Source organism: Bacteroidia bacterium, from assembly GCA_041391665.1.
Lineage (GTDB): Bacteria > Bacteroidota > Bacteroidia > J057 > J057 > JAGQVA01.
In genome coordinates this window covers 2,407,028-2,433,695 of the sequence record JAWKNO010000002.1, presented here as the reverse complement: position 1 = coordinate 2,433,695, position 26,668 = coordinate 2,407,028, and the positions used below count along the sequence as shown (strand labels likewise).

23 protein-coding genes, 1 tRNA gene and 1 other RNA gene are annotated in these 26,668 nt (G+C 45.8%); 9 read left to right on the top strand and 16 right to left on the bottom strand.

Annotation, left to right across the window (positions count from 1 at the left end; genetic code table 11):
* Positions 1-42: 42 nt before the first annotated feature.
* Entirely contained in the window at positions 43-1,308 is a 1,266-nt protein-coding gene (locus tag R3D00_21345) for a mandelate racemase/muconate lactonizing enzyme family protein (protein ID MEZ4775739.1), read from the top strand.
* Between the two features lie 17 nt (positions 1,309-1,325).
* Here the strand turns inward: R3D00_21345 and R3D00_21340 are convergent, their stop codons facing one another.
* The 3 genes from R3D00_21340 to R3D00_21330 are packed head-to-tail and all read right to left on the bottom strand — an operon-like array spanning position 1,326 to position 5,126.
* Positions 1,326-2,492: an ATP-binding protein gene (locus tag R3D00_21340; GenBank protein ID MEZ4775738.1), complete on the bottom strand. Its 1,167-nt coding sequence runs from the start codon at positions 2,490-2,492 to the stop codon at positions 1,326-1,328.
* A 58-nt stretch (positions 2,493-2,550) separates the two neighbouring features.
* Entirely contained in the window at positions 2,551-4,296 is a 1,746-nt protein-coding gene (locus tag R3D00_21335; GenBank protein MEZ4775737.1) for an alpha-glucosidase, read from the bottom strand.
* A 44-nt stretch (positions 4,297-4,340) separates the two neighbouring features.
* Complete coding sequence (locus R3D00_21330) at positions 4,341-5,126, bottom strand: glucose 1-dehydrogenase (GenBank protein MEZ4775736.1); 786 nt, start codon at positions 5,124-5,126, stop codon at positions 4,341-4,343.
* 114 nt (positions 5,127-5,240) lie between these two features.
* On the opposite strand from R3D00_21330, the gene R3D00_21325 reads away from it, so the two are divergent.
* Positions 5,241-6,539 carry a serine hydrolase domain-containing protein gene (locus R3D00_21325; GenBank protein MEZ4775735.1) on the top strand — a complete coding sequence of 433 codons (1,299 nt, stop codon included), beginning with the start codon at positions 5,241-5,243 and terminating at the stop codon, positions 6,537-6,539.
* A 9-nt stretch (positions 6,540-6,548) separates the two neighbouring features.
* On the opposite strand, the gene R3D00_21320 is transcribed toward R3D00_21325, so the two are convergent.
* The 6 genes from R3D00_21320 to R3D00_21295 all read right to left on the bottom strand — a co-directional run bounded on the left by R3D00_21320 (position 6,549) and on the right by R3D00_21295 (position 14,896).
* A complete protein-coding gene (locus R3D00_21320; GenBank protein ID MEZ4775734.1) occupies positions 6,549-7,475 on the bottom strand; it encodes a DUF4350 domain-containing protein in 927 nt (308 codons plus the stop codon).
* A gap of 1,450 nt (positions 7,476-8,925) precedes the next feature.
* Complete coding sequence (locus tag R3D00_21315) at positions 8,926-9,744, bottom strand: polysaccharide deacetylase family protein (protein ID MEZ4775733.1); 819 nt, start codon at positions 9,742-9,744, stop codon at positions 8,926-8,928.
* A gap of 1 nt (position 9,745) precedes the next feature.
* Positions 9,746-11,269 carry a hypothetical protein gene (locus tag R3D00_21310; protein MEZ4775732.1) on the bottom strand — a complete coding sequence of 508 codons (1,524 nt, stop codon included), beginning with the start codon at positions 11,267-11,269 and terminating at the stop codon, positions 9,746-9,748.
* Positions 11,270-11,397: 128 nt separating this feature from the next.
* Positions 11,398-12,579, bottom strand: coding sequence for a proline dehydrogenase family protein (locus R3D00_21305; GenBank protein ID MEZ4775731.1), 1,182 nt, complete (start codon positions 12,577-12,579; stop codon positions 11,398-11,400).
* A 21-nt stretch (positions 12,580-12,600) separates the two neighbouring features.
* Positions 12,601-13,209 carry a hypothetical protein gene (locus R3D00_21300; GenBank protein MEZ4775730.1) on the bottom strand — a complete coding sequence of 203 codons (609 nt, stop codon included), beginning with the start codon at positions 13,207-13,209 and terminating at the stop codon, positions 12,601-12,603.
* Between the two features lie 43 nt (positions 13,210-13,252).
* The gene (locus R3D00_21295) at positions 13,253-14,896 is read right to left on the bottom strand and encodes an endonuclease (GenBank protein ID MEZ4775729.1); all 1,644 of its coding nucleotides are present in this window, start codon (positions 14,894-14,896) and stop codon (positions 13,253-13,255) included.
* A 138-nt stretch (positions 14,897-15,034) separates the two neighbouring features.
* On the opposite strand from R3D00_21295, the gene R3D00_21290 reads away from it, so the two are divergent.
* Together R3D00_21290 and mnmD are read left to right on the top strand one after the other, a co-directional pair.
* Positions 15,035-16,594, top strand: coding sequence for a mechanosensitive ion channel family protein (locus R3D00_21290; protein ID MEZ4775728.1), 1,560 nt, complete (start codon positions 15,035-15,037; stop codon positions 16,592-16,594).
* 9 nt (positions 16,595-16,603) lie between these two features.
* Positions 16,604-17,275 (top strand): tRNA (5-methylaminomethyl-2-thiouridine)(34)-methyltransferase MnmD, encoded by a 672-nt coding sequence (mnmD, locus tag R3D00_21285; protein MEZ4775727.1) that lies wholly within the window; start codon positions 16,604-16,606, stop codon positions 17,273-17,275.
* 156 nt (positions 17,276-17,431) lie between these two features.
* Here mnmD and prfB read toward each other — a convergent pair.
* The 5 genes from prfB to R3D00_21260 form a co-directional block, all read right to left on the bottom strand.
* Positions 17,432-18,533 (bottom strand): peptide chain release factor 2 gene (prfB, locus tag R3D00_21280; protein ID MEZ4775726.1). Its coding sequence is split into 2 segments (ribosomal slippage): positions 17,432-18,472 and positions 18,474-18,533, totalling 1,101 coding nucleotides; the frame shifts between segments, so codons are not numbered across the junction.
* 60 nt (positions 18,534-18,593) lie between these two features.
* Positions 18,594-18,977, bottom strand: coding sequence for a YraN family protein (locus tag R3D00_21275; protein MEZ4775725.1), 384 nt, complete (start codon positions 18,975-18,977; stop codon positions 18,594-18,596).
* Positions 18,978-18,985: 8 nt separating this feature from the next.
* Positions 18,986-19,660 carry a hypothetical protein gene (locus R3D00_21270; GenBank protein ID MEZ4775724.1) on the bottom strand — a complete coding sequence of 225 codons (675 nt, stop codon included), beginning with the start codon at positions 19,658-19,660 and terminating at the stop codon, positions 18,986-18,988.
* 73 nt (positions 19,661-19,733) lie between these two features.
* Complete coding sequence (locus tag R3D00_21265; GenBank protein MEZ4775723.1) at positions 19,734-20,246, bottom strand: class IV adenylate cyclase; 513 nt, start codon at positions 20,244-20,246, stop codon at positions 19,734-19,736.
* A gap of 2 nt (positions 20,247-20,248) precedes the next feature.
* Positions 20,249-20,644 (bottom strand): RidA family protein, encoded by a 396-nt coding sequence (locus R3D00_21260; protein ID MEZ4775722.1) that lies wholly within the window; start codon positions 20,642-20,644, stop codon positions 20,249-20,251.
* 93 nt (positions 20,645-20,737) lie between these two features.
* On the opposite strand from R3D00_21260, the gene R3D00_21255 reads away from it, so the two are divergent.
* Together R3D00_21255 and R3D00_21250 are read left to right on the top strand one after the other, a co-directional pair.
* Positions 20,738-21,355, top strand: coding sequence for a DUF5675 family protein (locus R3D00_21255; GenBank protein ID MEZ4775721.1), 618 nt, complete (start codon positions 20,738-20,740; stop codon positions 21,353-21,355).
* Positions 21,355-22,326 carry a DUF2279 domain-containing protein gene (locus tag R3D00_21250; GenBank protein ID MEZ4775720.1) on the top strand — a complete coding sequence of 324 codons (972 nt, stop codon included), beginning with the start codon at positions 21,355-21,357 and terminating at the stop codon, positions 22,324-22,326. The genes R3D00_21255 and R3D00_21250 overlap by 1 nt, the downstream gene beginning before the upstream one ends.
* Before the next feature lie 50 nt (positions 22,327-22,376).
* On the opposite strand, the gene R3D00_21245 is transcribed toward R3D00_21250, so the two are convergent.
* On the bottom strand, positions 22,377-22,718 hold the full coding sequence (locus tag R3D00_21245) for a T9SS type A sorting domain-containing protein (protein ID MEZ4775719.1): 342 nt from the start codon (positions 22,716-22,718) through the stop codon (positions 22,377-22,379).
* A gap of 115 nt (positions 22,719-22,833) precedes the next feature.
* Here R3D00_21245 and rnpB point away from each other — a divergent pair.
* An RNA gene (gene rnpB, locus R3D00_21240) (RNase P RNA component class A) lies at positions 22,834-23,209 on the top strand.
* 106 nt (positions 23,210-23,315) lie between these two features.
* On the opposite strand, the gene R3D00_21235 is transcribed toward rnpB, so the two are convergent.
* Positions 23,316-24,860, bottom strand: coding sequence for a hypothetical protein (locus tag R3D00_21235; GenBank protein ID MEZ4775718.1), 1,545 nt, complete (start codon positions 24,858-24,860; stop codon positions 23,316-23,318).
* 188 nt (positions 24,861-25,048) lie between these two features.
* Here R3D00_21235 and R3D00_21230 point away from each other — a divergent pair, with 188 nt between their 5' ends.
* Complete coding sequence (locus R3D00_21230; protein ID MEZ4775717.1) at positions 25,049-26,479, top strand: DEAD/DEAH box helicase; 1,431 nt, start codon at positions 25,049-25,051, stop codon at positions 26,477-26,479.
* 72 nt (positions 26,480-26,551) lie between these two features.
* Positions 26,552-26,626: transfer RNA gene (locus tag R3D00_21225), tRNA-Val, on the top strand.
* Positions 26,627-26,668: the final 42 nt, after the last annotated feature.

The following is a 26,668-nucleotide window of genomic DNA, read 5'->3' as shown; positions in this document are numbered from 1 at the left end:
CAATAGTCTATTTGTTCTAAATTTAAGGAAAACCCTTTACTTATGAACCTCAAACGCCGAAAATTCCTCTCAACTTCTGCGGTTGGAATCGGATTGGCCTCTCTGCCATTTTTTTCCTGCCAGCCGTCTCCCCCTTCGCCTGTGAGGGAAACAGACTACACTCTGCTTGATGAAGTGCTCGCCAGCCCCGTGCTGAAAAAAGAATGGTTTGCCACACCCCTTATCATCGAAAGCCTGGAGTTGCTCCGCTACGAAGACAATTTTATCTGCCGGGTGAGAACCCGCGACGGCGCGGAAGGCCTTTCCGTGAGCAACAACGATCAGATGGTTTCCCTGTACCCGATATTTCTCAATCGGTTACAGCCATTTTTTATTGGCAAAGATGCCCGCGAACTGGAATCATTGCTGGAAGAGGTGTATGTCTATCAAAGCAATTACAAGCTTCAGAATCTGGCTTTGTGGGTTCCGCTCGCGACGATCGAGTTTGCTTTGCTCGACCTGCTGGGTAAAGTCGCAGGAAAATCTATCGGAGCACTTATCGGTGATATTCACAATCCCCGGATCTCTGTTTACCAGGCCAATAACTACCGGGGCAAATCGGCAGAAGCGTCCATGGCCCTGATCCAAAAGCAAGTAGAAGAAACACAGGCCAAAGCGCTGAAAGTAAAGGTAGGTGGCAGAATGAGTAAAAATGCAGATTACCCTCCGGGCCGAACCGAAAAACTCATTCCCCTTGTAAGAGAAACCTTTGGTGAAGGAATGACCATTTACGCCGACTCCAATGGCTCTTATGATGTAAAGGAAGCCATTCGTGTGGGAAAAATTCTGGAGGAATATCACTATGATTTTTACGAAGAACCCGTGCCGTTTGACTGGTACGAAGAGACCAAAGCCGTTGCAGACGCGCTCAATATTCCCGTCGCAGGCGGAGAGCAGGAACCCAGCTTGCACCAGTTTCGCTGGCTGATTGGCAACAACGGTTTACAGATTGTGCAGCCCGATATGTTTTATTTTGGGGGAATGATCCGATCGATGCGCGTAGCGCGGATGGCTGCGGCTATGGGAAAAACCTGTACGCCACATATTTCCGGCTCAGGGCTGGGGTATTTGTACATGATGCATTTTGTGTCCGCAGTACCTAATGCAGGCCCATTTCACGAATTTAAGGGATTCAACAACGAACTACCGCTGGAATGCAGCACATCTTCACTGACCAGTGAAGCAGGGGTAGTGACAGTCCCTACCGGCCCGGGCCTGGGCGTGGAGATCGATCCAGACTTTGTAGGGAGGCATGTGGTTTTGGGGTAAATAAAATGAGAGAATATTTAACTCAACCCCGGCAAAATCACTTCCAGAAACTCCATCAATCCACAGACAATCGTGCCATCAGATCGTGGGAACGCTTCTCCCTCTGGTACGATTACAAACTGCCCTTCGGGTTGAAGGTCTTCTTTTACCTGAAAAAAACCTCTGCTAACCGGCGCAGATAATGCGCGCTTGATTTCAACGAGGTATCGATTACCTGAAGGGCTGAGCATGACCAGGTCTGCTTCTGCGCCTGCATGTGTACGGTAAAAAAACAACTGCCATCTTTCAGGGACAGTACGGCGGATCTGTTCAATGACATATCCTTCCCAGGAAGCGCCCAATGCGCGGTGATTGAGCAATTGTTCGTAGCTGTTGATACCTGCCAGAGCATGAAACACGCCCGATTCCCTGAAATAAAACTTGGGAGCTTTTACCAGCCTTTTACTGACATTGGCAAAAAACGGAGGTAACCGATGGATCAGAAAACTTCCCTCCAATATATCCAGGTAGCGCCCCAATGTAGCAGATGATATACCCAGAGAACGGCTGATTTCACTAATATTCAAGAGGTTTCCATGTACTGAGGTCAGCATTAATAATGCTCTCCTCATGGCTTCCGGAGCAATCTCGTAGCCTAACATACGAAGATCCCGCTCCAGAAATGTATGAATAAAATTATCTATCCACCGCCATGCAATCACAGGGTTATCCATCAGCAAGGGTTCGGGAAATCCGCCCCTTATCCAATGGTCTTCCATCGTAACTACATTCTTTACTTCACGGAGGGAAAATGGAGTGAGTTCTGAATAGGCGACTCTGCCTGCCAGCGATTCCGAACTTTCCCTGACAATACCGGGTGAGGCAGAACCTAAAATTAGAAATCGACCTGGCGTACGTTTTTCATCCACCAGTGCACGCAGAAGCGGGAAAAGACGAGGGAGCCGCTGGATCTCATCAATCACTATCAATTTCTCCTGATGAAACCGCAAAAATGTTTCGGCATCATCCAGCTTAAACAAATCGCTTTCTAATTCCAGATCCAAATGGATAACCGGCTTTTTAATATCGTTGATAATCGCCCTGGCAAGGGTAGTCTTTCCAGCCTGGCGGGGCCCAATTATACCTGTAACAGGAAAATAAGACAGGTTTTCGAGTACGATACTTGCGATTTCTCTGGGAATCATACCTTAAATATACACCCCAACCTTGAAAATTGATACATTACCTCTTAAATTTTCAAGGTTAATCGTTGATTTTAAAAATAATCGCCTGATAAGGCAACAGTTGGACGTTATTACCTTCGATCTCGCAGGCAGGATAATTATTGACTACTATTTCGGAAGTGTTGCTGATTTCGGGAAGTTTAATTGCCGATATCTCCTTTGAAAAATTTAACACCACCAGCAGTTTTTCTTCGTCTAAGGTTCTGGTAAAAGCATAAATCTGAGGATGTTCTTTCTGGATTAACTCATATTGGCCATACACCAGGACAGGGTTATTTTTTCTTATTGCGGTCAATTTTCTAAAATGATTTAAAATGCTGCCGGGGTTTTCATTTTGCGCTGCGACATTTATGGCAGTATAGTTTTCATTGACCTTTTTCCACGGCGTACCCGTCGTAAATCCTGCATTTGGGGAGTCATCCCATTGCATGGGGGTACGCCCGTTTTCTCTCGAATAATAGTTGAGTTGCTCCATGAATTCGTCCATATTTTTTCCTTGCTCCATCGCTCTTTGGTAATCACCAAGGGCAGCTACATCAACATATTCTTCGATATTTGGCATATCAATATTGGTCATGCCTATTTCGTCGCCATAATATGTATAAGGCGTCCCTCTCATACTTAGCAAAAACGTATTGAGCATTTGCACCGAAACCGTTCTGAATTCGGGACCTGGGTTTCCAAAGCGATCGACTAAACGCGAATTGTCATGATTGGATAGAAAAATGGCTATCCAGCCTTTCTCTGCAAAAGCACTATCCCACCGACTGAATATTTCCTTAAATTCAGACAACTCATAACCGGCTGTTGTCTTGGACATATCTACCGATTCAAAATGATAAGCCATTTGAAGTTCCTTCCGGTCGGCATCTACCAGATCATGTGCATCCTGAAAGGTACTGCCTGCGCCTTCGGCTACTGCAAAAACATTGTATTTGGAAACCACTTCTTCATTCATTTCCTTCAAATATTCGTGTAATTGAGGCCGCACGCCATACCATTTAGTAAACTCCTTTTCATGTCCTTCAGGAAATTCCGGCCAGGTGGTATCCTTACTTGCAAACTGGAAAGCATCCATTCTAAAACCATCTACTCCTTTTTCTGCCCAAAATTTCATAATGTCATAAACTTCCTGCCGCAGTTTTGGATTTTCCCAATTGAGGTCAGGCTGCTGTTCGGCGAAGATGTGGAGATAATAGGCATTGGTCAGAGAGTCATATTTCCATGCGCCTTCCGGGGAAAAAAGACTATATCGGAAAGGAGGTTCGCCTTTTTCGGCCGGCCACCAATGATAGTAATCCCGATAAGGATTATCCCTTGAACTTCGGGATTGTTTAAACCATTCGTGTTCATTGCTGCTGTGATTGACCACGACATCCAGAACGAATTTTATGCCTCGCTGATGAAAACCGTCCAACATTTGCTGAAAATCTTCCATTGTCCCATATCGGGGATGAATGGCGCGATAATCCGCAACATCATACCCATTGTCTATTAAGGGAGACTCAAAAAATGGATTCATCCATACCATCGTTACCCCCAGGCTTTGGATATAGTCCAGTTTTTCGATCACTCCTTTAAAGTCGCCAAATCCATCTCCGTCTGTATCTTTAAAACTTTGAGGATATATCTGATATAGAACTCCTTCTTTCCACCACGTTCTTTCTTCTCCTGCCAGAGATTCTGTGTTTATATCAGATTTCTTTTGATCGAAGCAGCCAGACACCATGGCTACCAAAGCCAAAATCAATAAGCTTTTTTTCATCTTGTTAGTTTTAAATGGTTTCTTCAACCCGTAGGGAACTTTCTCTACTTCGCAGTCCAGCCGCCGTCAACCGTAAGGATAGATCCAACCATATAGCTGGCGGCGTCTCCGGCAAGTAAAATGGCTGCGCCCTGTATTTCCTTTAGTTCGGCCCAACGGCCAAGGGCAGTAGCGCCTACGACAAACTGTTTGGCTTCTGCGCTGTCGGCTATAGGAATATTCATTTCGGTAAGAAACGGCCCCGGGCAGATCGCGTTCACCATGATATTAAATGGTGCAAGTTCGAGCGCCAGGGCGCGGGTCATTTGCACCACGGCCCCCTTGCTGGAAGCGTAGGGTGTGCGGTTGGCAAGACCTACCAGTCCGAGCGTACTGGCAATATTGATAATCCGGCCGATGCCGGCTTTTTTCATAAAAGGTACAACTGCACGGGATGCATTCCAGACGCCGTTGACGTTGACGTCCATGACTTTTTTAAAATCATCGGGTGAGAGTTCGTCGATGGGCCCGCGGATATTGATGCCAGCGTTATTGATGAGGATGTCTATTCGCCCGAAAGCCGCCATCGCCTTTGCTGCCATCGCCTCAGTCACGCGGATGTCAGTTACATCTCCGCCAAAAGCAATTGCCTTTACGCGGTATTTTGTTTCTATTTCGGCTGCGGCAGCCTGTCCCTGTGTTTCGTCGCGGTTGACCAGCATGATGTTTGCTCCGGCAGATGCCAGTCCTTCGGCCATGGCCAGACCCAAGCCTTTTGATCCACCTGTAATAATGGCCAGACGTCCGGTGAGGTCAAACTGTTTTATTCCGGGGAGTGGTGTATTTTCCATAAGTCGGTTCCTGTTAAAGCTGAGGGTAAACTACAAATAAACAGTTGCGGAAAGAAATTTTCTTCCGAAATTAGGCTTCCTACGATAGCTACTACCTTTAAATCACATTTTTTTATGAAACGGCTACTGCTTCCGCTTTTTGTATTTTTTATGTTCTCCTCTGCCATTTGGGCGCAGACACCCTCTGCTCAAAAATCCCAGCCTTTGTCAGAAGCCTCGCCCGAATCGGTGGGTATGTCCACCTCCCGCCTCGCGAGAATTGACGCTATGGCAGAATCAGCGATTGCCAATGGCGAAATTCCCGGGTTGATTGCACTTGTGGCGAGAAAAGGAAAAATTGTTTATCACAAATCATTTGGCATGTCTGATGTAGAAACGGGCAGAAAGTTTAAAAATGACGATATCTTCCGTATCGCTTCCCAAACCAAAGCGATTACCGCAACTGCCGTGATGATGTTGTGGGAGGAAGGCAAATTTCAGTTGGATGACCCCATTTCCAAATATATTCCCGAGTTTAAGCAAACGGGTGTTTTGAAATCCTTTCGCTACTCCGATACAACTTTTACGACAGAGCCCGTCAAACGCGAAATCACTATCCGCCATTTGCTTACCCATACTTCCGGCATTGGTTATGGAGGTATTGACAGTGATGAGCGTTTTAAGATGATATTCAGCAAAGCGGGCATTATCGACGGGTTTACTACCAAACCTGTTACGATCAAGGAAAATGTAAAAAAACTGGCTGCCATGCCCCTGCATTTTCATCCGGGAGAACAGTACAGCTACAGTGAAGGGCTGGATGTGCTGGGCTATTTTATCGAAATTATCTCCGGAATGCCTTTTGACCAGTTTTTGAAAAAAAGAATTTTTGATCCGCTGGGGATGAAGGACACTTATTTTTACCTGCCTGACGACAGAGCTGCGCGATTGATTCCCGTACAGCAGCCTGTCAACGGGAAATGGGTTAAAATTGCTACCAATGGTTTTTTTGATGCCGATTATCCTATTAACGGAGCGAAAACCTTTTTTGCAGGCGGTGCAGGACTTTCCAGCACGGCAAAAGATTATGCAACGTTTCTGCTGATGTACGTTAACGGTGGAGAACTTAACGGCACACGGTTTCTCAGCCGCACGACGATAGAAACCATCATGCAAAACCAGATCAGCGATTTTTGGAAAGACCAGGGAAAAGACTACGGGCTGGCTTTTGCCGTGGTGAATGAAAGAGGCGTGGCGGAAGGAGGTCTGGGCAGTATAGGCACATTTGACTGGGGTGGTTATTTTAATACCCAGTATTTTGCCGACCCGAAAGAAAAAATAGTTGGGATATTGATCAAGCAGACTGTCGGATATGCCGGTGATAAAACCGGCTGGCAGTTCCGGCAACTGGTGTTTCAGGCAGTGGATGACTGAGGAAAACGGTTATTCAGCCAGCCATGCCATAATATTTAGAAGGAAATTGGCATTATAGGGAGCTTCGGATGCATTGAGCCCGAAGTGGAGGGATCCATTTGCGGTTTGAATGGTTTGGGCAGAAAACATGGCTGCTTCACCAAAAACGGCGATTTTCCCTGTTCCCACCTGCATAATGGCTCCCTGAAAAAATCCTTCAGCAGAAAAAGTCGGAACAACCCCCACGTTGGGGTTACCGGCTCTTTCTGTAAACATGATATTATGATCGCTACCAAATGAAAGCAAAGGTATTGCCCCTTCCGGAATACGGAAAGCTGATCCGGTGAAGGAAGCGACATACGGAATCCCTTCTGTCAACGGGTGCACAGCCAATGTATGGGAAGTTTTGGAAAACCGTGAGGGCCAGTTTTTGCGGTTATCAATTTCTGCATAACCATTAAAAAAAGTAAAGCCGAAGGCAGAGGCCAGTTCGCCCGCACAACCGGGAAAAGGCATGTGATCGACAATAAGGAATAACCTTCCGCCATGGGAAACCCAGTTGAAAAGCGAATCGATTTCAGAAGAAGAAAAAGCAGAGCGATTGGGCAATGCCCAGTCCTGGCTGACCGTGCCGGCATCGAGGGCATTGGCAATCACAAGAATATCATTTAATCGAAGATTAAGCCTGTCAAACCCTTCACGGTTGGCATTCAACTGATAGCCATCTGCGTTCAGCACTTTGGCAAAACCACAATAACGCCCATCGAGCGTATGGAAATTGTGGTGAGCCTCATCTATCCAGACCTGTGGGCCCGTACCGGCAGGATAACGAGGATTGGCTTTTGTGTAAGAAAAGGTGGTGTCACAAGTTTGTCCTCCCTGTCCGTGAACAGAATGAATCAGGAAAAAACAAGCCAGCATAAAAAAAATGACGCGAGTACGATACCGATTATTCATGATTTGTGTTTTAGAGAAGGGGAAAATAGGAAATATAGGAGAATTCCTGCAAGTGTGGGTGCGGCAGCGCTTATGTGAGGTTTGCTAATTATACGCTAAGAGAGAAGGGAAACCTATAAACGAGGTTTTTTCAGCAAGTTGGTATTCAAAGGACTCTGTGATTTCTCATCGTTCGAAACCGTTACAAACCGTTTCCTTGTCCATGACAAACTGGAGAGACATGGGACGCAGATTTTCGCAGAGGAAACGCAGATTTTCGCGGAGGAAGCAGAGTACCACGTATCTGCAAGATCAGACAGTAAGTAACGCGGAAGTCACAATACCCTTTGCGTTACTTTGCGATTCCTTTGCGTCCTCTGCGTGAACCATAAAAATGTTGATCGAAGATCAGTCTCATTAAGTTGCACACATATGAGGAAGCGCAGATTTTCGCGGAGGCTTTGGGTTTGTTTTTGGAAACTATTTCTTTGTCCATGACATGCTGAAGAGACATGGGACGCAGATTTTCGCAGAGGAAACGCAGCTTTTCGCAGAGGCTGCAGAGTACCACGCATCTGCAAGATCAGACAGTAAGTAACGCGGAAGTCACAACCCCCTTTGCGTTACTTTGCGATTCCTTTGCGGACTTTGCGTGAACCCTATCATCTCAGATCGAAGATCAGTTTCATTAAGTTGCAAACATATGAGGAAGCGCAGATTTTCGCGGAGGATTTAGGTTCGTTTTTGGAAACCGTTTCCTTGTCCATGACAAACTGGAGAGACATGGGACGCAGATTTTCGCAGAGGGGACGCAGATTTTCGCAGAGGAAGCAGAGTACCACGCATCTGCAAGATCAGACAGGAAGTAACGCTGAAGGCACAATACCCTTTGCGTTACTTTGCGATTCCTTTGCGGACTTTGCGTGAACCCTATCATCTCAGATCGAAGATCAGTTTCATTAAGTTGCACACATATGAGGAAGCGCAGATTTTCGCGGAGGCGTCGGGTTTGTTTTTGCAAACCGTTTCCTTGTCCATGACAAACTGAAGAGACATGGGACGCAGATTTTCGCAGAGGGAACGCAGATTTTCGCAGAGGCCGCAGAGTACCACGTATCTGCAAGATCAGACAGTAAGTAACGCGGAAGTCACAATACCCTTTGCGTTACTTTGCGATTCCTTTGCGGACTTTGCGTGAACCATAAAAATGTTGATCGAAGATCAGTTTCATTAAGTTGCAAACATATGAGGAAGCGCAGATTTTCGCGGAGGCTTTGGGTTTGTTTTTGGAAACTGTTTCCTTGTCCATGACAAACTGAAGAGACATGGGACGCAGATTTTCGCAGAGGGAACGCAGATTTTCGCAGAGGTTTTGGGTTTGTTTTTGGTTTTTGGAAACCGTTGCAAACCGCTTGAAACCGGTCCTTAATGGACTATTCTATTGAAAATCGTTTCTAATCTCTAATGCTAATCATTTCCCTGAATAGCGGTGCTCCAACATGGTATCTGCAGGTAAGGTCGAAGGTAAATACGCCGCCAGGTCTTGCATAGCTATAACCTTAAATCCTTCTGTCTTCAAGTAATTCATATATACCTTAAAGCTATCGAGTGGTGTATGTACATGCAAATGCGCGGAGTCTGGCACGCCGTGAAACTGAAGTATGACGATCTTTCCTTTTTCCGCGCGATCCACGACCTTTTTAAAATGTGCGAGATTCCACGATGGATAAGCATCACCTGAAGTGGGTATGAGCAGGGGATGATGTACCTGGGGATCGTATAATGGCCCGGGCTGGATTTCTCCATATGGTTTTTCGGGTTGCATGCCTCTTCGGGCAAACTGAAATCCCTGCTCCTGCAGTGTTTGCCACGCCTCCGGTCCGAAAAAATTGCCGGTATAGGCGAAGCTCACAGAGGGCGGAACTCCTGCTTTCTTCAATTCTGCTTCCACCTGTAAAAGTTCTTCTGCCAGACGGGTTGCATTTTCGGGCTTGCCAAAATTGTCATGAGTCCAGGTATGATTGCCAATCTCAAACCCCATCTGTTTGATTTCGGCAATATCTTTCCAGTTCATAAAATGAACCGTGTCTTCCATCCATTTGTGAGTCACGAAAAATGTGGCACCAAAGCCCATCTCTTTCAGAAACGGAGCGACAAATGTCCGATGAGATTTTACGGCATCGTCAAATGTCAACACTGCAATTTTGTCTGTCTGCGGCTCCTGCCCGGGACTACAACTGCTCCAAAGCAGAAGGCCGCAGCAATACAAACAAAGATATCTTAAAGCCATATTATTTCCCGGAATTGCTGACAAACGAAATATGTTTGCTGTCCGGCGACCAGGAAGGTACATTGATGGTTCCTTGTCCGCCATAAAGGTAGGCAATCGTTTTGGGTGCGCCGCCGCTGGCAGGCATGAGCCTGAGCATTACCCGCTTGTACGATGGGTGATCGTTGGGGGCAACATCCAGCCCGAAAGAAATAAATGCGATCCATTTGCCATCCGGAGAAATATGTGGAAACCAGTTGTTGTACTCGTCAAAGGTAACCTGCTCTTTTTCCGAACCGTCAGGTTTCATCCGCCACAGTTGCATTGTGCCGGTATAGCTGGCGTTGAAATACACATATTTCCCGTCAGGAGAATATTCGCAGCCATCCACATGCTCGCCTTTTTTATTGTCTGTCAGTGCGACTTCATTTTTTCCGTCAATGGTATTTTTATACACATTGTAAACTGTGCCGCCATTCCGCTGCGCGACATATACTACTTCTTTATTGTTGGGTGCCCATCCGTGGAAGTACGAAGGGGTATTTTCGGTAACCATCTGAGGCGTACCGCCTTCGAGGGGAAGGACATATACAGTAGAACCACCACCGGGTAATCCATCGCGATGGCTGCTGATCGCCAATAGTTTTCCGTTGAAGGATATGCCATGGTCGTTGTTGTTGCGGGCAATATCCCCGGTATTCAGTTTTTCTATTTCCCCGCCTTCCACAGGTATTTTGTACAGAGAACCGTCCATATTGAAAAGCAGCTTTTTGCCGTCGGGCATCCAGTTGGGCGCTTCAAACCGGCCATTCTTTTCATATATGACTTTTCTTTTTCCATCAAATACATTCATCGTTTCCATCCGGCAGCCCAGCCAGCCTTCTTTGCCGGGATTGTAGGTTTCGGCTACGGGTTTGTCTATACGTACATTCCATACACGGGCTTCTTCGACGACATCAGCATTATGTGAACAGATAAACAGGCCGGCGAGTACTTCCTCCTGCAGATTTTCCATCACGTGCTCACCGATCATTTGAAGGGGTTCGCCCACGTGTGCAGCCCGCATAATAAATTTTTTACCCACACGCTCCACCTGAATAATCTGGTAATTGCTCTTTTTGGCAAAGATTTCGTCTTCCGGATCTCGCATAAAAGCGCCTCGTAGCACGCGCCATTGTGCGACCATCAGGCCATCACCGTGGGCTACAGCGCTGAAGTGTGAGGCTTTTTCGTCTGTATTAGCGCGAACCATCCACCCGATTTTTCGGTGAGCATCTGTCCCGGCACCTACAAATTCAAAATTGGCGGTCAGGATAAAATCTCCTTTGATTTTGTTGTATAAATAATGAAACTCGTCGCGCTCAAACCAGATATTATACCCGGCACCCTTCAGCGTATAGGTCTGCGTTGACGCATCATAGGAAGAGGAGCCTTTTAGCTTCGGATTTCCAATATCTACCGAAGTTTCAAATATACCCGTCCCGCCTGACTGAGCATAGGTTGTCGCCATAAGTATGCTAAAAAAAAATAGTAGTAATGACTTCATTTTGGTTAGAATTAGTGATAGCAATAGTTGGGAATTCTCGAATAAAACGCTACTCCCTACGTAACTTAATACATAGGAAAGCATTAAAGTAAGAAATATTATTATACTTAATATCCTGTACTGACAGGTTATAATTTCCTTCGTCTTACTTCTCTGGCCAGCAATTCGACCTCTCTGCTTGCCTGACCCTGTATGGATGTATTTTCTTCCGCTCTCCGTATCAGATAGGGCATAACAGCTTTTACCGGACCATAAGGAAGATATTTGGCAACATTATACCCCGCGGCAGCAAGGTTAAAGGAAATATGATCAGACATTCCCAGCAATTGTGCAAACCAAACATGTGGATGGGTATGGGCGACCCCTTTTTTATCCATTAACTCTGCAAGCAAAAGGCTGCTGGCTTCATTATGGCTTCCGGCACAAAAAGCTACATGTGACACGGCCTCCAAACACAGACGAATAGCGGCATTGTAATCTCTGTCGGTAGCTTCTTTATTGGGCTGGATGGGATTGAGATACCCCATTTCTTTGGCACGGTTGGTTTCTTTTTCGAGATAGGCTCCGCGCACCAGTTTTACCCCCAATATATATCCTTTTTTTGCCGAACGCTCAATGAGCTTTTCAAGGTATGCCAGCCGGTCGTGCCGGTAGAGTTGGACTGTTGTATATACCATTGGTTTTTCCCGGTTGTATTTTTCCATTGCCGCTTCCGCGAGTTGGTCAATGACATCCTGTAACCACGTTTCTTCTGCATCGATAAAAAGAGGTGTCCCACTTAATGATGCCGTTTCTGCGAGTTTTTCCACTCTTGCCTGTATTCGCTGAAATTCGCTCTTTTCGGCTTCGCTTAGTGGTTTTTTCAGCTGAATTTTTTCCAGCAGTTCGTTGCGGGCCATGCCGGTAAGCTTGCATGCACAAAAAGCCACCTGCGGATATTTTCCGCCATGTATCAGTGTCCGTGCAATTTCTTCGGCGGTAGCGTCAAATCCTGCTTCCGTATTTCCGCCCTCCACAGAATAATCGAGAATGGTTTTTACGCCAAACTCCGCCAATTCTTCCGACCGCTTTACCGTCCCTTCAATGGACTCCCCGCCACCAAAAAGCTGGAATAAAGTTTTTCGCACCACTCCCTCAACAGGAAGGCCGATCGCAAATGCAAAATTTAACAACCTGGGGCCAAGCCAGGTAATAAAGGGAGAATCAACCACTTTCATCAATCGATAATCCTGACGGAGCCTCCGGTCGCTCTTCGCCTGAAAAGCCAGCTCTGTGTTGTTGAAATCGAGTACTTGTTGGGTTCTTTCCATAATGGATAAATGGATATTCTACTAACGGGGTATCTCGCGGTCTTCGGTGGATTCGAGTGCTTCGTTATCGCTTATAGGGGGGGGATTAAACAGAATGGATTCTGCCTTTTCGCTGACAAAGAAATATTCAAGTGTTTTATTTCCTTTGGTATATTCTACTTTGGATTCCGACTCTTTGATAATGTGCGTTCCATCGGCAAATGTTGTATCTATTCCTACCGGCAACGATGCTAACAGGGATTCATAAGAACGGGAATAATAAGCATGGGCGTGGAGGAATATTCCAGGTTCATTGTTATCCAAAGTGACAGAAGGCGGAATTTGGGAAGATGTCCCATCTGGCTTTCGCCAGAAGTACCGGTCTCTTCGCCACCCGACAACCAGTACATCTGAAGTAGTGGCATAGCCGGAGTCTGATATCACAATTTGCATATTCCCGTCTTTCATGGGAAAGGCAGGTGCACCAGGTACACTATACTCAATCTTTACCCATCCGTGAAATCCTTCCGGAAGGTAAAAATCTCTGTCTGGTTCCTTATCCAAAATCCAGAAGGCAATAAGGATCAGGGATGAAAAAACAAAAGATATCAGAATGATTCTTTCAACCCTCGTAAGCTTGCGTTTGGCCATTTCTGAGCATTCCGTTTAAACCGGCAAATTACTCAAGATTCTATCAACGGTCAACAATAACTCTTTGTACGAGGGACTGATTTCCAATATTTACCTGAATAATATAAATGCCCGAGGTCCAACCCTCCAGATTTACGGTAGTTTCGGGTGATTGCAGGGTTCCGGACGCGATCATCTGCCCACCGGGATGAAAGATTCTGTAGTTGGAAGAATAGCGGTATTGGTCATTGATTTGTATGACAAACGCCTGCCGGGCGGGATTGGGGTAAACCCTGACTGATGCCGTAAGCTCATCGCCCAAGGCAGTATTGTCAATAATTTCAGCGGTAACCGGAATAGAAACCGAAGCATTTCCTGCGGCATTTGTAGAAAAGTCAATGGTTGTGTTGACCGTTCCACCTGCGGTTGTATTTAATCTTACCAGCAGGTTGAAGGCATCTCCCGGGGGAATGGTCGCTGTACCTCCGGTGATATTATCAAATGTCAGCCGTGCATCACCAGCAGTGATGTTGGTGAGGTTTATGGCCTGATTACCGGTATTCACTATCACAAACCCATACACGGCATCGTCCATGATCTTCAGCGTATCAAATGCGATCTCCGAATCGGTCATTTCCAGTTTTGTGACTGCCGGAGCTACTGAGTTGGCTGAAAGCGAAGTAATCCTGTCCACAAACTGTGGGTAATCGATGAAAGGATTTCGGTTGTTTTGAATGGCAGCTATATCTTCATTGCGCTGGCGGTTGATGGCCGTGGGGGGAAATGTTTTATGCCATTGGCGCAGGATGGCTTCCTGATTGTCGAGGAAGTTGAGGTAGTTCTGGTATCGCACGACAAAATAAAACATGGCCCTGGCGGTAGTCCCTTTATGTTCGTCCCGGGGTTCAAATACCCCATCTCCACGTTTTGAGCCGCCATCCTGCCATGCAATATTAGTTACTACGCCAAAAGGTAAATTGCTGCGCTGGGTATTGGCCGTTTCTCTGGTGGGAAACAAATGATACATATCAGAGCGCATGGGGAGATTTTGCGAGAAAAGACTCTGCGGCCAGGTATGTTCTGTGTTAAACCCCATCAGTTGGGCGTTGGTTCTGTCTGGATAATTGGTAATATTAAATCCTGTGTAAATACACTCGAGTGTATTTACCGCTGCACCCTGGCCATTTACTTTTTTATTGTCGACATTCATAAACATTTCATCCCGGATCGCATTGTAGCTTAACTGAACATATCCCTGCGCCAGGCGCGTTTTTAGCGCAGTTTTTAGCGCCTCTTCGCTGAGGTTTTCTGTAGAGTTGTAATAAGTATTGCTGTATTTTCCCTGCCCCCTCAGGTCAATGGAGAGATCGCCCCGGTTTCCATCGGTGAAAACCACCATTTCCGTATTGTGGCTAATATTGTGCATGGGCGAAAATCTGACATAAATGGTCTGAGAATCTCCGGGGGCAAGTGCAAAAGGCTGCACCGAAGTAGAAAAAGGTGTACTTTCGTAGATATCGTAAAATCGTATCTCCTGGATATGTACAGTATCGTTGAGAATATTTCGCAACGTGAGGGGGAGACTGTCAGGGGCATTCTCATAAACCACTCCGGCATTCAGGCTGGAAGGATTTGCGGTCAGAGAAGACTGGCAGAAGGCTGAAACGGAAAAAAATCCAGAAATCAATAACAGGCAGTACTTGCGCATAAGGATAAATATTTTGCAGGAGGTAAAGGTAGAGCTTTTATTAAACTCATACCATAACGTGCAAATCTACCTTCTATTGGGCATCCTGTAAAGAGATTCTTAATTTTGCAGAAACAAAAACACAAAAACGTAATAGTTATGCACATATTAAAGCTACTTGTATTCTTCGTTTTCATTTTCCCATATGCGTTTTTTCTTCCCCTTCATGCCCAAACGGATACAACAGAAGCTATTTATAGCCTGGAAACTCCTCAGGCTACAGTTTCCCGGCATCTCTATTACCTTCAACCAGAAACCTTCAACGGCTCACTGGCTGCTGAGACGGTTTTTGGTGATGATATTTCAGATGAAGATCGGCTGAATGTTGCCGTCAAAATCAAGGATATTTTTGATGCCAGAGGCGACTTTGTCCAGTTAGAGCTGATTCCCAATAATCCTGATTTTGTAGACTCTGTTTCGGGAAAACAGCGGTATATCATCTTTCCCGACAAATACCCCGGTATTTATGTTGAAAAATATGGCAACCGGTGGTTATACTCCCAAAGTACCGTAAACAGTATCCAGGTTATTTACGACCAGGTATTTGTCATAGAAACGGAGGTATTGAAGGATCTCACGCCAACAGTTGCAAAAAAACAATTCCTCGGGCTTCAGGTCTGGCAATACGAAGGTATGCTCATTATACTGGTTGTCTGTCTGGTTATCTATCTGTTGTTCAACTGGATACTGGGAATGGTTGTCCGGAAGGTTGTCCCGCGATTTTTTGATAAGTCTACAATTGATACAAATACGATTCCGCCTTTGGTAAAACCCATGAGCTGGTTGTTGCTGGTATTACTCATATCTCATTACTTCATGCCTTTACTTTTGTTGCCCATATCTTTTGGGAAAACACTCAGCACTTTGCTGAAAATTGCGGCACCGGTTTTTGGGGTATTGGTTTTCTACCGGCTTGTTGAAGTCATCGCCTCTGTATTTAAAAACCTTGCCGGGCGGACAAGCTCCACCATGGATGACCAGCTGGTACCTCTCCTGACAAAATCGGGCAAACTGGTAGTCGTAGTTTTCGGGATCATATTTGTCCTTCAAAACCTGGGGGTCAATGTCAATGCCCTGCTCGCAGGTGTGTCTATCGGCGGACTGGCACTGGCGCTCGCTGCGCAGGATACGGTCAGAAACTTTATCGGCTCCATATCGATATTTGTGGACCGCCCGTTTATGATCGGGGAATTCATTGAAACCAGTGATTTTTCCGGCTCAGTCGTAGAAGTAGGAGTACGCTCCACACGTCTGCTGGCTGTGGACGGAGCGCTGATATCCATTCCCAATGGCAAACTCGCAGATCTGGTGGTGACCAATCATGGAGTACGGACATACCGGCGGTATGTAACAAATATTTCAATTACATATGGAACTTCTCCCGAAACTATTGAGAAATTTGTAGCGGGGATTCGGGAAATAGTTTTGGCACATCCTGATACCCAAAAAGATAATTTCGTGATCAATTTTCACGAAATGGCCGATTCTTCACTCAATATCTACTTTTCTGTGTTCTTTAATGTCACTGAATTTGCAAAATGGCTGGCTGCACGCCAGGATATTTTTCTTTCCATTATGCATCTGGCAAAAGATATGGGTGTGAGTTTTGCATTTCCTTCCACCTCGGTATATATCGAAAGTATGCCGGAAAAGAAATAATATTGCCTTATGGCAAAACCGACTGTCGAACACATCATCACAAAAGATGGTTCCTCTACGCTCTACTCGCCCGGCTTTGATGAACACTACCACTCCGTACATGGCGCCATTCAGGAGTCCATGCACGTTTTTATTCGCTCCGGCCTTGACCTTTTTAAGGCCCGGGATGCGGTGGCAATTTTGGAGATGGGCTTTGGTACGGGCCTCAATGCACTGTTGTCATATTTTTGTGCCGGCAGCCAGCGGATAGACTATACGGCACTGGAAGCGTATCCGCTGCTATATGAGCAGGTACAACAATTAAACTATCCGGCCGAAAGCAAATTTCCCCATGCACCGGAGGTCTTTCGGAAACTTCATGAAGCTGAATGGGGCAGCCCGGTGATGGTATGTGAACGTTTTACACTGGAAAAAATCCATATCAGGCTTGAGGAATTTCAAACAGATAAAAAGTTTGACCTGATCTATTTTGACGCATTTGCCCCCACTTCTCAGCCAGAATTATGGGAAGATGCAATCCTTGCCGGTATCTACAAAATGCTCACTCCTGGCGGTATATTTGTAACCTACTCAGCGAAAAGCAGTGTAAGAAGAGGGTTGATCGCGGCTGGGTTTACGGTAGAAAAAATCCCGGGGCCACCGGGAAAACGTGAAATGCTTCGGGGGAGGAAACCATGTTAGGAAAATGAAAAAAGAGCGGAATTACAAACCTATTGGGGTATAAAATACACTTCTGCGGAACTCTGCGTCTCACATATATAAGATTTGTCATGGACAAAACCCATACATGTGCAACGCAGCACTTCGCAGAGAGAAATTTCCATATAGGTTAACAACCTAATCTTCGTCTTCAGGGTTTCCTTTTTTGCCCATGAGGAATGCTTTGATAAACTCGTCGAGTTCACCATCCATCACAGCCTGCGCGTCAGTAGATTTGATGCCTGTGCGTACGTCTTTCACCTGTTTGTAGGGATGAAAGACATAGTTACGAATCTGTGAACCCCATTCGATGGACATTTTATCAGCTTCAGCCTCCTGACGGGCGGCGTTGCGTTTGTCTATTTCAAGTTCGTACAGCTTGCTTTTCAGGAGTTGCAGGGCTTTTTCCTTATTGCGCAACTGGCTTCTTTCAGTCTGGGCAAAAATGGTAATACCGGTTGGAATATGTTTAAGTCTTACCGCAGTTTCGACCTTATTGACATTCTGTCCACCTTTTCCACCCGCGTGAGTGGTGGTGATTTCCAATTCTGCGGGATTGAGTTCGATATGGATGGTATCGTCGATCAACGGGCGTACGTCCACTGAAGCAAACGTAGTCTGGCGTTTTCCCTGCGCATTGAAAGGCGAGATCCGCACCATACGGTGAACACCTTTTTCTCCTTTCAGGAAGCCAAAGGCAAATTCGCCATTGATTTCCATTTCTACACTTTTAAAGCCCGCAGTATCACCCGGTACCTCGTCCAGAATTGTGCATTTAAAATTGTGTTTTTCCGCATACATGATATACATACGGCGGAGCATGCTTACCCAGTCCTGACTTTCTGTTCCCCCTGCGCCGGAGTTTATTTCGAGAATACAGTCCAGCCGATCTTCTTCTTTGTCGAGCATTCGCTGGAACTCCATATCGTCCAGAATCGCAACAGCAGTCTGGAAAGCGGCTTCCACGTCCTGTTCGGAGGCTTCTCCTTCTTTCAGAAATTCATACAAAATCTCGACTTCACCAAGCGCAGTTTGCAGCTTTTGGAAGGCGTCTGTCCAAATTTTTATATTGGAAATTTCTCTAAGCACTTTTTGTGCTTCCTCAGGATGTTCCCAAAAGTCGGGTTGTTGGGTAATGGCTTGTTTTTCTTCGATGAGTGCTAACTTTCCAGCCACGTCAAAGATAGCCTCCCAGCACATAGGTTCGTGCTTGAACTTCCTTAAATTGATCTAGTGTCATGAGTAAATACTTCTTTTATGCCGGGCAAATATAACCGCATCTGCCGCAAATCCCAATTTTTTACCAGTTGGGATCTATCATTTGGAAGGCGTCTTCAATATGATGAAATAAAGGATGCTCAGGATTATCCATTCCGATAGCGATGATATCAAACCTTACCGGAACGGTAAACATCTGCTTTTCATACACATAACTATCTGCCACCTTAAAAATCATCTTCTGTTTTTGCTTGTCTACCGTTTCCTCCGGGTATTCATGAAGGGTATTTGAGCGGGTGCGCACTTCGACAAAAACGAGTTCTGCCGGGTCAAGCCGTAAGGCGACGATATCAACTTCGCCCTTGAGATATCGGTAATTTCGGTCAAGGATATGATACCCTTTTGCTTCCAGTAATTCCGCCGCGAGATCTTCTCCCCGCTTGCCCAGGTCATTGTGTTCCGCCATAAAAAATGCTAATATCGGTAATCCCTGTTTTTGACTTCAAAACTGGAAGGAATGCGAAATTGTTCGGCGTCAAATTCTTTCGGAGAGATTTTAGTTGCTGTAGTAACAACCGTAATGCCGCTTTCCTGCTTGATGGTTTTCAAAGGAATTTTGCCATTGAGACCTGCCGCAAGAAAACTTGCCTTTGCACGGGTATGGGCCGGGTAAAGGCAAGCATTGATAACATAGGATTCATTGACATAATACGTAAACAGGGCGTTGTCTTTCCGCAGTTTATATTCATCACAGAGGATACCGTTGACCTCCTGCTGGTTGCCCGTAGCTTTGGCGACCGCTGTTTCCTGGGGTTCAGGTTTGTTCAAATCGGAGAATGATGAGAATCTGAAAGCCCGCTGATTCACCATATCCATGCTGTACTCATAATTGGAATCGCTGATAAAAATGAATGTTTTGGGATATTGGCCGCCACTGAGCTGGACGATATAATTCCCATCTTTGAGGTGCATCAGCAACTGCGTATTGGGCTCATTTTTTTTAATTTCCTCCGCCATCGGGCCTTTCATCTGGACATCAAACTGTATGCTGCCTTCGAAAAATTTTTTCTCGCCGGTCTGGGCAAATACACTGACAGAAAACCCGGAAAACGCCATTGTCAGCAGGATGATATAGGGAATATTTTTCATACTTTCATAATTCAAATGTGTAGTAGAAGATACGTTTCCAGCGCAGATTTATTGAAACTAATTTCCCGCCAACTTATCCATTTCCCAGCATATCACTGTAAGAACTGGTGAGCAGATCACCTTCCGCTATGCCCAATAGCTGCATATATTGCTGACACTGAGCGAGCAGAACTTCCTCACTGATCAGACCTTCTGTATCAATGGCTTCTATTTCAACAAAAGAACCCAGTCCTTCTACCTGATCGAGGTGAAATTTGACATTATCAATAAAATAGATCTCGCGGGTCTTCACCACTTCTTTCCAGACGCCCATAGCTTCTCTCAGCAGTGCTTTCAACTCAGGCCCGGGAGTTGCGCTGTAAAGAAAAACTTCCGCAGTCTTGGGCCCCGCCTGGTCGCCCCGCCGATAGAATATCAGATTATTTTCAATATTCCCCTGCCGGAGTTTCATCCGTCCGTTTGAACAATAAAAATATGTATCGGTCTGATGATCTGTACCCTTTTCCAATGCATGAAGATCGTGGAGAATGGCTCTGATCTCCGCCGGGCGATTTGTCTTTGCTTTGATTTCTACATTCAGCGGCATAATCAGGCTTCTTCGGGAATAATTGCCGTAACTTCTATTTCCACCACCAGGTCTTCTCGTATCAGGGCATATACCTCTACAAGGGTAGCTACCGGGCGTATATTGCCAAAAATCTCCATATGGGCCTTGCCTATATCGGGCCATACCGACATGTCTGTTACATACATTCGGGTGCGAACCACGTGTTCAAGACTTGCGCCTGCGTCATGGAGTGCCTGCTGAATTTTTAACAGAATATAATGGGTCTGATTGTATGCATCCCCGGGAAAAACCACTTCATCATCATCCACCGCGGTTGTACCTGCGACTTCAATGATATTGCCAACCCTGACGGCACGGGAATATCCGACGATAGACTCCCATGAGGTACCTGAAGAAATATTTGTTCTTTTTTTCACCTGACAAAAATAATAAACCCATCTGTAGGGAATAAACAAATTTTAGCTGGCAAGGAAGAAAATTATAGCTATAATTGTAAAAACCCACAGACTATGATGGATTTTTTCCGCAGAATTTTTCAATTCCTCTTTGGCACTAAAGATTCACCTGCCCCGATTGAGGAAAACCCGACTCAACCCAGGGACCAGACACCAACACCTCCTCCCCAGCCGGAAACTCATTTACCCGGGGAAATGGAAAATGAACCCGATCTGGAAGGTATTTTTCCCGATTCTGCATTCAATCTCCGGCTGATACGTTTTGACTTCGGCACGGAAGACACACTGGGCAAATTGTACATAAACGGTAAATTCCGGTGTTATACCCTCGAAAATAGTCGCTCCGGGAAAGGATTACTTCCCCCGGGTACTTATCCACTTTCACTTAAAACCACCGGTGGAAGACATGCTACCTATTTGTATCGGTTTAAAGATCAACATAAAGGGATTCTTTCGATAACCGGCGCCGCGGGTTTTGAGGCGGCTTGTATCCATATTGGTAACCGGGTAGAAGATACGACAGGATCCATTATCTCAGGAACCTATATTCAGCGTCAAACCGGAAGTAGTTTCCGGGAAGTGTGGTTTAGTGATAAAGCTTATATGAAAATTTACCCTGCTATTTCAGAATATTTGGTAAATGGCGGGAATGTTTCGATTATCATTTCTTAATGTCAAACACAACCTTTCGTTTGCCCTGCTTCTGTTTGTTTTTTCTTTTTATTTTCTCTTCACTTTTGGCTCAGGATGATCAGGTTCTCCGGCCGTTTCATATTCAGCATGATTACCGAAATCAGGCTTCATTTTTTCAAAACTCGCTGACCCTCAACCCTCGTCGAAAAAAATCTATTGTTTTCATTGGTTTAGGCACCTATTCGGGCGCTATGTTATATCTGGGTACTGCATGGTATTCACAGGAAGATCTGAGCCGATTTCATTTCTTCAACGATATGCATGAGTGGAAACAGATTGACAAGGCCGGGCATATGCTGGGAAGCTATCACAGCAGCAGAATGATGATTGGCTTAAACAAATGGGCAGGAATGGATAAAAAGAAGGCCATTCTTGCCGGTAGCCTATCGGGTTTTCTGGCAATGAGCAGCATTGAGGTTTTTGATGGTTTTGGTGAGACCTGGGGGTTTAGCTGGCCTGATATCGGTGCAAATTTTCTGGGCGCATCGCTTGCAGCTGGAAATCAGTGGTTGTGGAATGAAGACCGCATTCAGTTAAAAGTATCATACGTGCCATCGGTGTATGCCGGAAATCCGGATTTTGCGTATTTGTTTGGTTCAAATATGGCTGAATGGATTCTTAAGGATTACAATGGACATACGATGTGGCTGAGTATGCGTGTACATTCATTTTTGCCGGAGGGAAAATTTCGCGACAATTATCCCCGATGGCTCAATCTTGCAGTTGGGTATGGGGCAGAAGGACTGGAAGGCGGCTATGATGACCCTTTACAAGCATGGAAGGCCAGAGAATACCGGCAGCTTTACCTGAGCCTGGATATTGATGTCAGTCAGATTCATACCCGATCGGGATTCTTAAATACGCTTTTTAGTGTAGTGAATATTGTAAGAATTCCGCTCCCTTCGGTTCAATTTGACAAATATGGCGTGAGCTTCAGAGCTTTTCAATAAAAAAAACAGTCCCTTCGGGGGACTGTTTTGATTTATTGTACATCAAACTATCAAATAAAGGAGAGCCTTCTTGTTTGTTTTTTTTCACCCATCCCTACTTCCAGCAAATATATTCCTTTGGGGAAAGAACCCAACCTGATCATGTCCTTAAAGTCTCCGGCAAAGGAGCTTATCTGATAACGGTAAACTTCTTTGCCAATCAGGTTGTAAACCTTTATTGATACGACATCACTTGCGGAAAGGTTGGATACTTCCAGTGAAAAATCACCGGTAGTGCTGGGATTGGGAAAAACCTTCAGGTTCAAATGAAATTCGTCAGGATCTGAACCCGAAAAATTTGCGTAAGATAAGATAAAAGCCAGGTTGAAAATAATTGTAAAAAACAACCTCATGTGCGACTTGATAAGGATAAAACTCTAATGGGTATTATGTAAATGTACAATCAGAAGGGCCTTATTACAAGCAGATGTAAGGAAATGAATATCTTTTCGTAATTTTGAAGTATTAGCTGAAAATGGTTCCATCGCTTCGTGAAATATCGGGGAGGAAAGTCCGGACAGCACAGGGCATCCTGCTTCCTAACGGGAAGGCATCACTTCGGTGATGACAGCAAGTGCAACAGAAAGTAAACCGTCTCTTTATGGGATAAGGGTGAAATGGTGGGGTAAGAGCCCACCGGTCCCGGTGGTGACATCGGGAGCCAGGTAAACCTCAGGAGCTGAAAGGCCAAATATACCGGCGTTGGTCCTATATGGACCTGGAGGGCTGCCCGCCCGATGCCGGAGGGTAGGCTGCTAGAGGTGTCAGGTGACTGACATCCCAGATAAATGATGGAAGTTTCCTTCGGGAAAAACAGAATCCGGCTTACAAGTTTTTGGCTAATTACTTCAGGGAACCTTCGGGTTCCCTGACTCTTTTTGGGACAAAAAAGAGCCTGCAATTGACTTGCAGGCTCTAAAACACACCACCAAAAGACAATTAATCTATTTTCAGTTTCCTCTTCTTATGGTCGAACCACCAGATGGGGAGGCTGTTCTGCTATTGTTGTTGCTACCGGAAGACGGGCGACTCATTGTGCTGCCATTATTTCTGGGGGCACTGTAAGTATTCGTTCTCGATGGCGCCGTCGGTGTACTTCTGCGCTCTACGTTGCTGTTGCTGTTTGTACTTGGGCGCGGGGCACTGTAAGTATTCGTTCTCGATGGCGCCGTTGGTGTACTTCTGCGCTCTATGTTGCTGTTGCTGTTTGTATTGGGTCGCGGATTGCTGTAGGTATTCGTCCGGTCGGGAGTGGAATACGTTCTGCGCTCTACATTGCTGTTGCTGTTTGTATTGGGTCGCGGATTGCTGTAGGTATTCGTCCGGTCGGGAGTGGAATACGTTCTGCGCTCTACGTTGCTGTTGCTGTTTGTATTGGGTCGCGGATTGCTGTAGGTATTCGTCCGGTCGGGAGTGGAATACGTTCTGCGCTCTACGTTGCTGTTTGTATTGGGCGAACTATAGTTCCGGCTTTCTCTTTGGTAGCCAGGAGTTACAGGAGACGTTCTCCCTGAAGTATTTCCGTTGCTGCTCCCGGCACGAGGATCGCGATTAATGGTAGTCGCTCTGCCTGCGTTATTATTTTGGGTTGAAGGAGCTGCCAGTCGGCCACTGGTACCAGATGCACTGCGGGGCGAAAGTTGACCGTTGCGATCTTCACCATTATAACCACCTGCGGTTCTTCCGCCTACATTTGAGTTTCTCTGAGCGGCATTGCTTCTGATATCATTGCGGTTGGAATTGTTGGAGCTACCGGCATATCGCGTACCGGAATTTCCATTGCCACCGCGGCGATACCAGTAATCATTGGCGTAACCACCGCCGGCATTAGATCCCTGGTTATATCCATTGGAATAGCCGTAGGCATATCCATTGTTGAATCCGTTGCGGTAACCATTGCGATATCCGCGATTATAGCCACGATTGTAGCCGTTATTATACCCGTAGGAGGATCTCCATGGTCTGGAATAGTAATTGGTATAGGAGTAGTTATAAAATCCGCCACCATACGCACAATCGTTGTAGAAGAAAGGATCATACCCCCACGGATTCCATCCGGTAGCATAGACATTTGTGGTAATAATCGTGGGTCCCCAGAACCAGTTGTTTTGAACAACATACGAACGGCGAAGCTGCCACGGGTCATAACGCCCACACCATAAACTCCAGTAAGGTGTACCAATGACAAAGTAGATATCATTGGTAAAATAGGGGTCATAATAACTCCAGGTGTTTCTGACCTGACGATTGCTGTGAAATCTTCTCAGACGACGAGAGTAATAAAAATCATCATCGTAGTCGTAATAATAATCGTCATCACCCCAGGTCAGCCCTTCGTCATCCAAACGGGCCTGAATTCCTGTATTACCGAGCGAAAGTTTTGCATCGAGGGAAAAGCTTATGTCGGTATTAAGATATTTTTCGAAACTAATCCTCGCGTAGGATCTGGAAAGAGAGAGTGGTACAAGGATTAGAAGTAAAGTTAGATATCTCATGGCTCATCAATTAGTATATGCAATAATACCTCAAAATCGGGTAAATAGTTAGCGCCAGGAGGCAGTACTTAGCAACCGTGTCATTCGTGTGGAAATCCGTGATCTTCTGCGTATCAAAATGATAATTTGTCCCACAACATTAAACTGCGTATCTTTCGGCATAGACATGATTTAAGTTATACCGGAGTTTGAAATTTACAGATTTAAACCTGGATGAAGAGCTTCTTGAAGGGATTGACGCGTTGAGGTTTGATACGCTCACCCCTATACAGGAACAAGCCATCCCCCCTGCTTTAGAAGGAAGAGACCTGATTGCCTGCGCCCAAACCGGCACGGGTAAAACAGCGGCTTACCTGATTCCGACAATCCAGCGGATTCGCCGTAATGATTCTGCCCGTACCCGTGTGTTGATTCTTACCCCTACCCGAGAGCTTGCTGCTCAGGTGGATCAGAATGTTGACGCCTTATCTTATTTTGCCGGTGTGTCCTCTGTTCCGATTATTGGGGGCAAAGATGGTGACATTTTTACCCGCCAGAAATCAGGCATCGTAAAAGGAACAGATATTCTTATTGCTACCCCTGGCCGACTCATGATCCATCTTGCTTTGGGGTATCTGAACCTGAGCGAAATTGAGGTTGTCATTCTTGACGAAGCTGACAAAATGCTGGATATGGGATTCCATGCCGATATCATACGTATTATCGAAGGCATTCCCAGGACGCGCCAGACGCTGATGTTTTCGGCGACTATGCCTCCCAAAATCCGAGAACTCGCCAGAGATATTATGATCGACCCTGTGGAGATCAATCTCAATATTTCCAAGCCTGCCGAAAACATCAATCAAATGGCCTTTATGGTATTTGATGAGCAGAAAATCCCTTTGCTCGAACATCTGATTCGCGACAGAGAGATTGAAAGTATGATCATTTTTGCGTCGAGTAAACTGAGCGTGGATGAGATCACCCGAAAACTTTCCCGCCTTAACTACAAAGTAAAGGCTATGCACTCTGATAAGGAACAATCAGAGCGGGAGGAAACCCTTCGTGAATTTAAAAACAAGGAGTTCCCGATTCTCGTGGGAACGGATGTGCTTTCCCGGGGCATCGATATAGACAACCTCAGCCACGTGCTCAATTATGATTGCCCGCGCGATGCCGAAGATTATGTACACAGAGTGGGTCGTACCGCCCGCGCCAGTTCTTCGGGAGAAGCGATAACCTTTGTAAGCCCCAGAGATCAACGAAAGTTGCACAGTATAGAGAATCTGATCGGCTACGAAATACCGAGACCAGAGGCTCCTCCGGAAATAGGACAAACGCCATCTTATCAGCCTTCCAGAGGAGGCGGTGGGGGAGGGCAGCGAAATTCCAACAGGCATTCTAACCGGAATAACAACCACCGCGGTGGTCCACGACGCAACAACGGCAGAGATTCTGGTCCCAGAAACCAAAACCGCAATCGAAATCAGGGGAATAATAGAAATTTTCAGCGTCCGCAGGAAAATCAATCCGCTACTCAAAACCAGCCACAGCAACCGGCAGGGGAAGTATCGGAAACGCCTAAGAAACGAAAACGCCGCCGCCCGCCAAAAAGAAAGCCTGATACTGGAGAAAGTTAAATTTTTTTTAAGATTTTCTTGCGTGAATGATATTCTCATTCTACCTTTGCAAGGCTTTTGAAATATGACAGAGGGAGTTTAGCTCAGTTGGTTCAGAGCACCTGCCTTACAAGCAGGGGGTCACTGGTTCGAGCCCAGTAACTCCCACTCTTACAGCCTCACAATTGTGAGGCTTTTTTTATGCAATTA

What these genes read in the sequence shown, in the direction of transcription:
- R3D00_21345 (MEZ4775739.1), top strand. Translation starts at nt 43, where the DNA reads ATGAACCTCAAACGCCGAAAATTCCTCTCAACTTCTGCGGTTGGAATC.
- R3D00_21340 (MEZ4775738.1), bottom strand. Translation starts at nt 2,492, where the DNA reads ATGATTCCCAGAGAAATCGCAAGTATCGTACTCGAAAACCTGTCTTAT.
- R3D00_21335 (MEZ4775737.1), bottom strand. Translation starts at nt 4,296, where the DNA reads ATGAAAAAAAGCTTATTGATTTTGGCTTTGGTAGCCATGGTGTCTGGC.
- R3D00_21330 (MEZ4775736.1), bottom strand. Translation starts at nt 5,126, where the DNA reads ATGGAAAATACACCACTCCCCGGAATAAAACAGTTTGACCTCACCGGA.
- R3D00_21325 (MEZ4775735.1), top strand. Translation starts at nt 5,241, where the DNA reads ATGAAACGGCTACTGCTTCCGCTTTTTGTATTTTTTATGTTCTCCTCT.
- R3D00_21320 (MEZ4775734.1), bottom strand. Translation starts at nt 7,475, where the DNA reads ATGAATAATCGGTATCGTACTCGCGTCATTTTTTTTATGCTGGCTTGT.
- R3D00_21315 (MEZ4775733.1), bottom strand. Translation starts at nt 9,744, where the DNA reads ATGGCTTTAAGATATCTTTGTTTGTATTGCTGCGGCCTTCTGCTTTGG.
- R3D00_21310 (MEZ4775732.1), bottom strand. Translation starts at nt 11,269, where the DNA reads ATGAAGTCATTACTACTATTTTTTTTTAGCATACTTATGGCGACAACC.
- R3D00_21305 (MEZ4775731.1), bottom strand. Translation starts at nt 12,579, where the DNA reads ATGGAAAGAACCCAACAAGTACTCGATTTCAACAACACAGAGCTGGCT.
- R3D00_21300 (MEZ4775730.1), bottom strand. Translation starts at nt 13,209, where the DNA reads ATGGCCAAACGCAAGCTTACGAGGGTTGAAAGAATCATTCTGATATCT.
- R3D00_21295 (MEZ4775729.1), bottom strand. Translation starts at nt 14,896, where the DNA reads ATGCGCAAGTACTGCCTGTTATTGATTTCTGGATTTTTTTCCGTTTCA.
- R3D00_21290 (MEZ4775728.1), top strand. Translation starts at nt 15,035, where the DNA reads ATGCACATATTAAAGCTACTTGTATTCTTCGTTTTCATTTTCCCATAT.
- mnmD (MEZ4775727.1), top strand. Translation starts at nt 16,604, where the DNA reads ATGGCAAAACCGACTGTCGAACACATCATCACAAAAGATGGTTCCTCT.
- R3D00_21275 (MEZ4775725.1), bottom strand. Translation starts at nt 18,977, where the DNA reads ATGGCGGAACACAATGACCTGGGCAAGCGGGGAGAAGATCTCGCGGCG.
- R3D00_21270 (MEZ4775724.1), bottom strand. Translation starts at nt 19,660, where the DNA reads ATGAAAAATATTCCCTATATCATCCTGCTGACAATGGCGTTTTCCGGG.
- R3D00_21265 (MEZ4775723.1), bottom strand. Translation starts at nt 20,246, where the DNA reads ATGCCGCTGAATGTAGAAATCAAAGCAAAGACAAATCGCCCGGCGGAG.
- R3D00_21255 (MEZ4775721.1), top strand. Translation starts at nt 20,738, where the DNA reads ATGATGGATTTTTTCCGCAGAATTTTTCAATTCCTCTTTGGCACTAAA.
- R3D00_21250 (MEZ4775720.1), top strand. Translation starts at nt 21,355, where the DNA reads ATGTCAAACACAACCTTTCGTTTGCCCTGCTTCTGTTTGTTTTTTCTT.
- R3D00_21245 (MEZ4775719.1), bottom strand. Translation starts at nt 22,718, where the DNA reads ATGAGGTTGTTTTTTACAATTATTTTCAACCTGGCTTTTATCTTATCT.
- R3D00_21235 (MEZ4775718.1), bottom strand. Translation starts at nt 24,860, where the DNA reads ATGAGATATCTAACTTTACTTCTAATCCTTGTACCACTCTCTCTTTCC.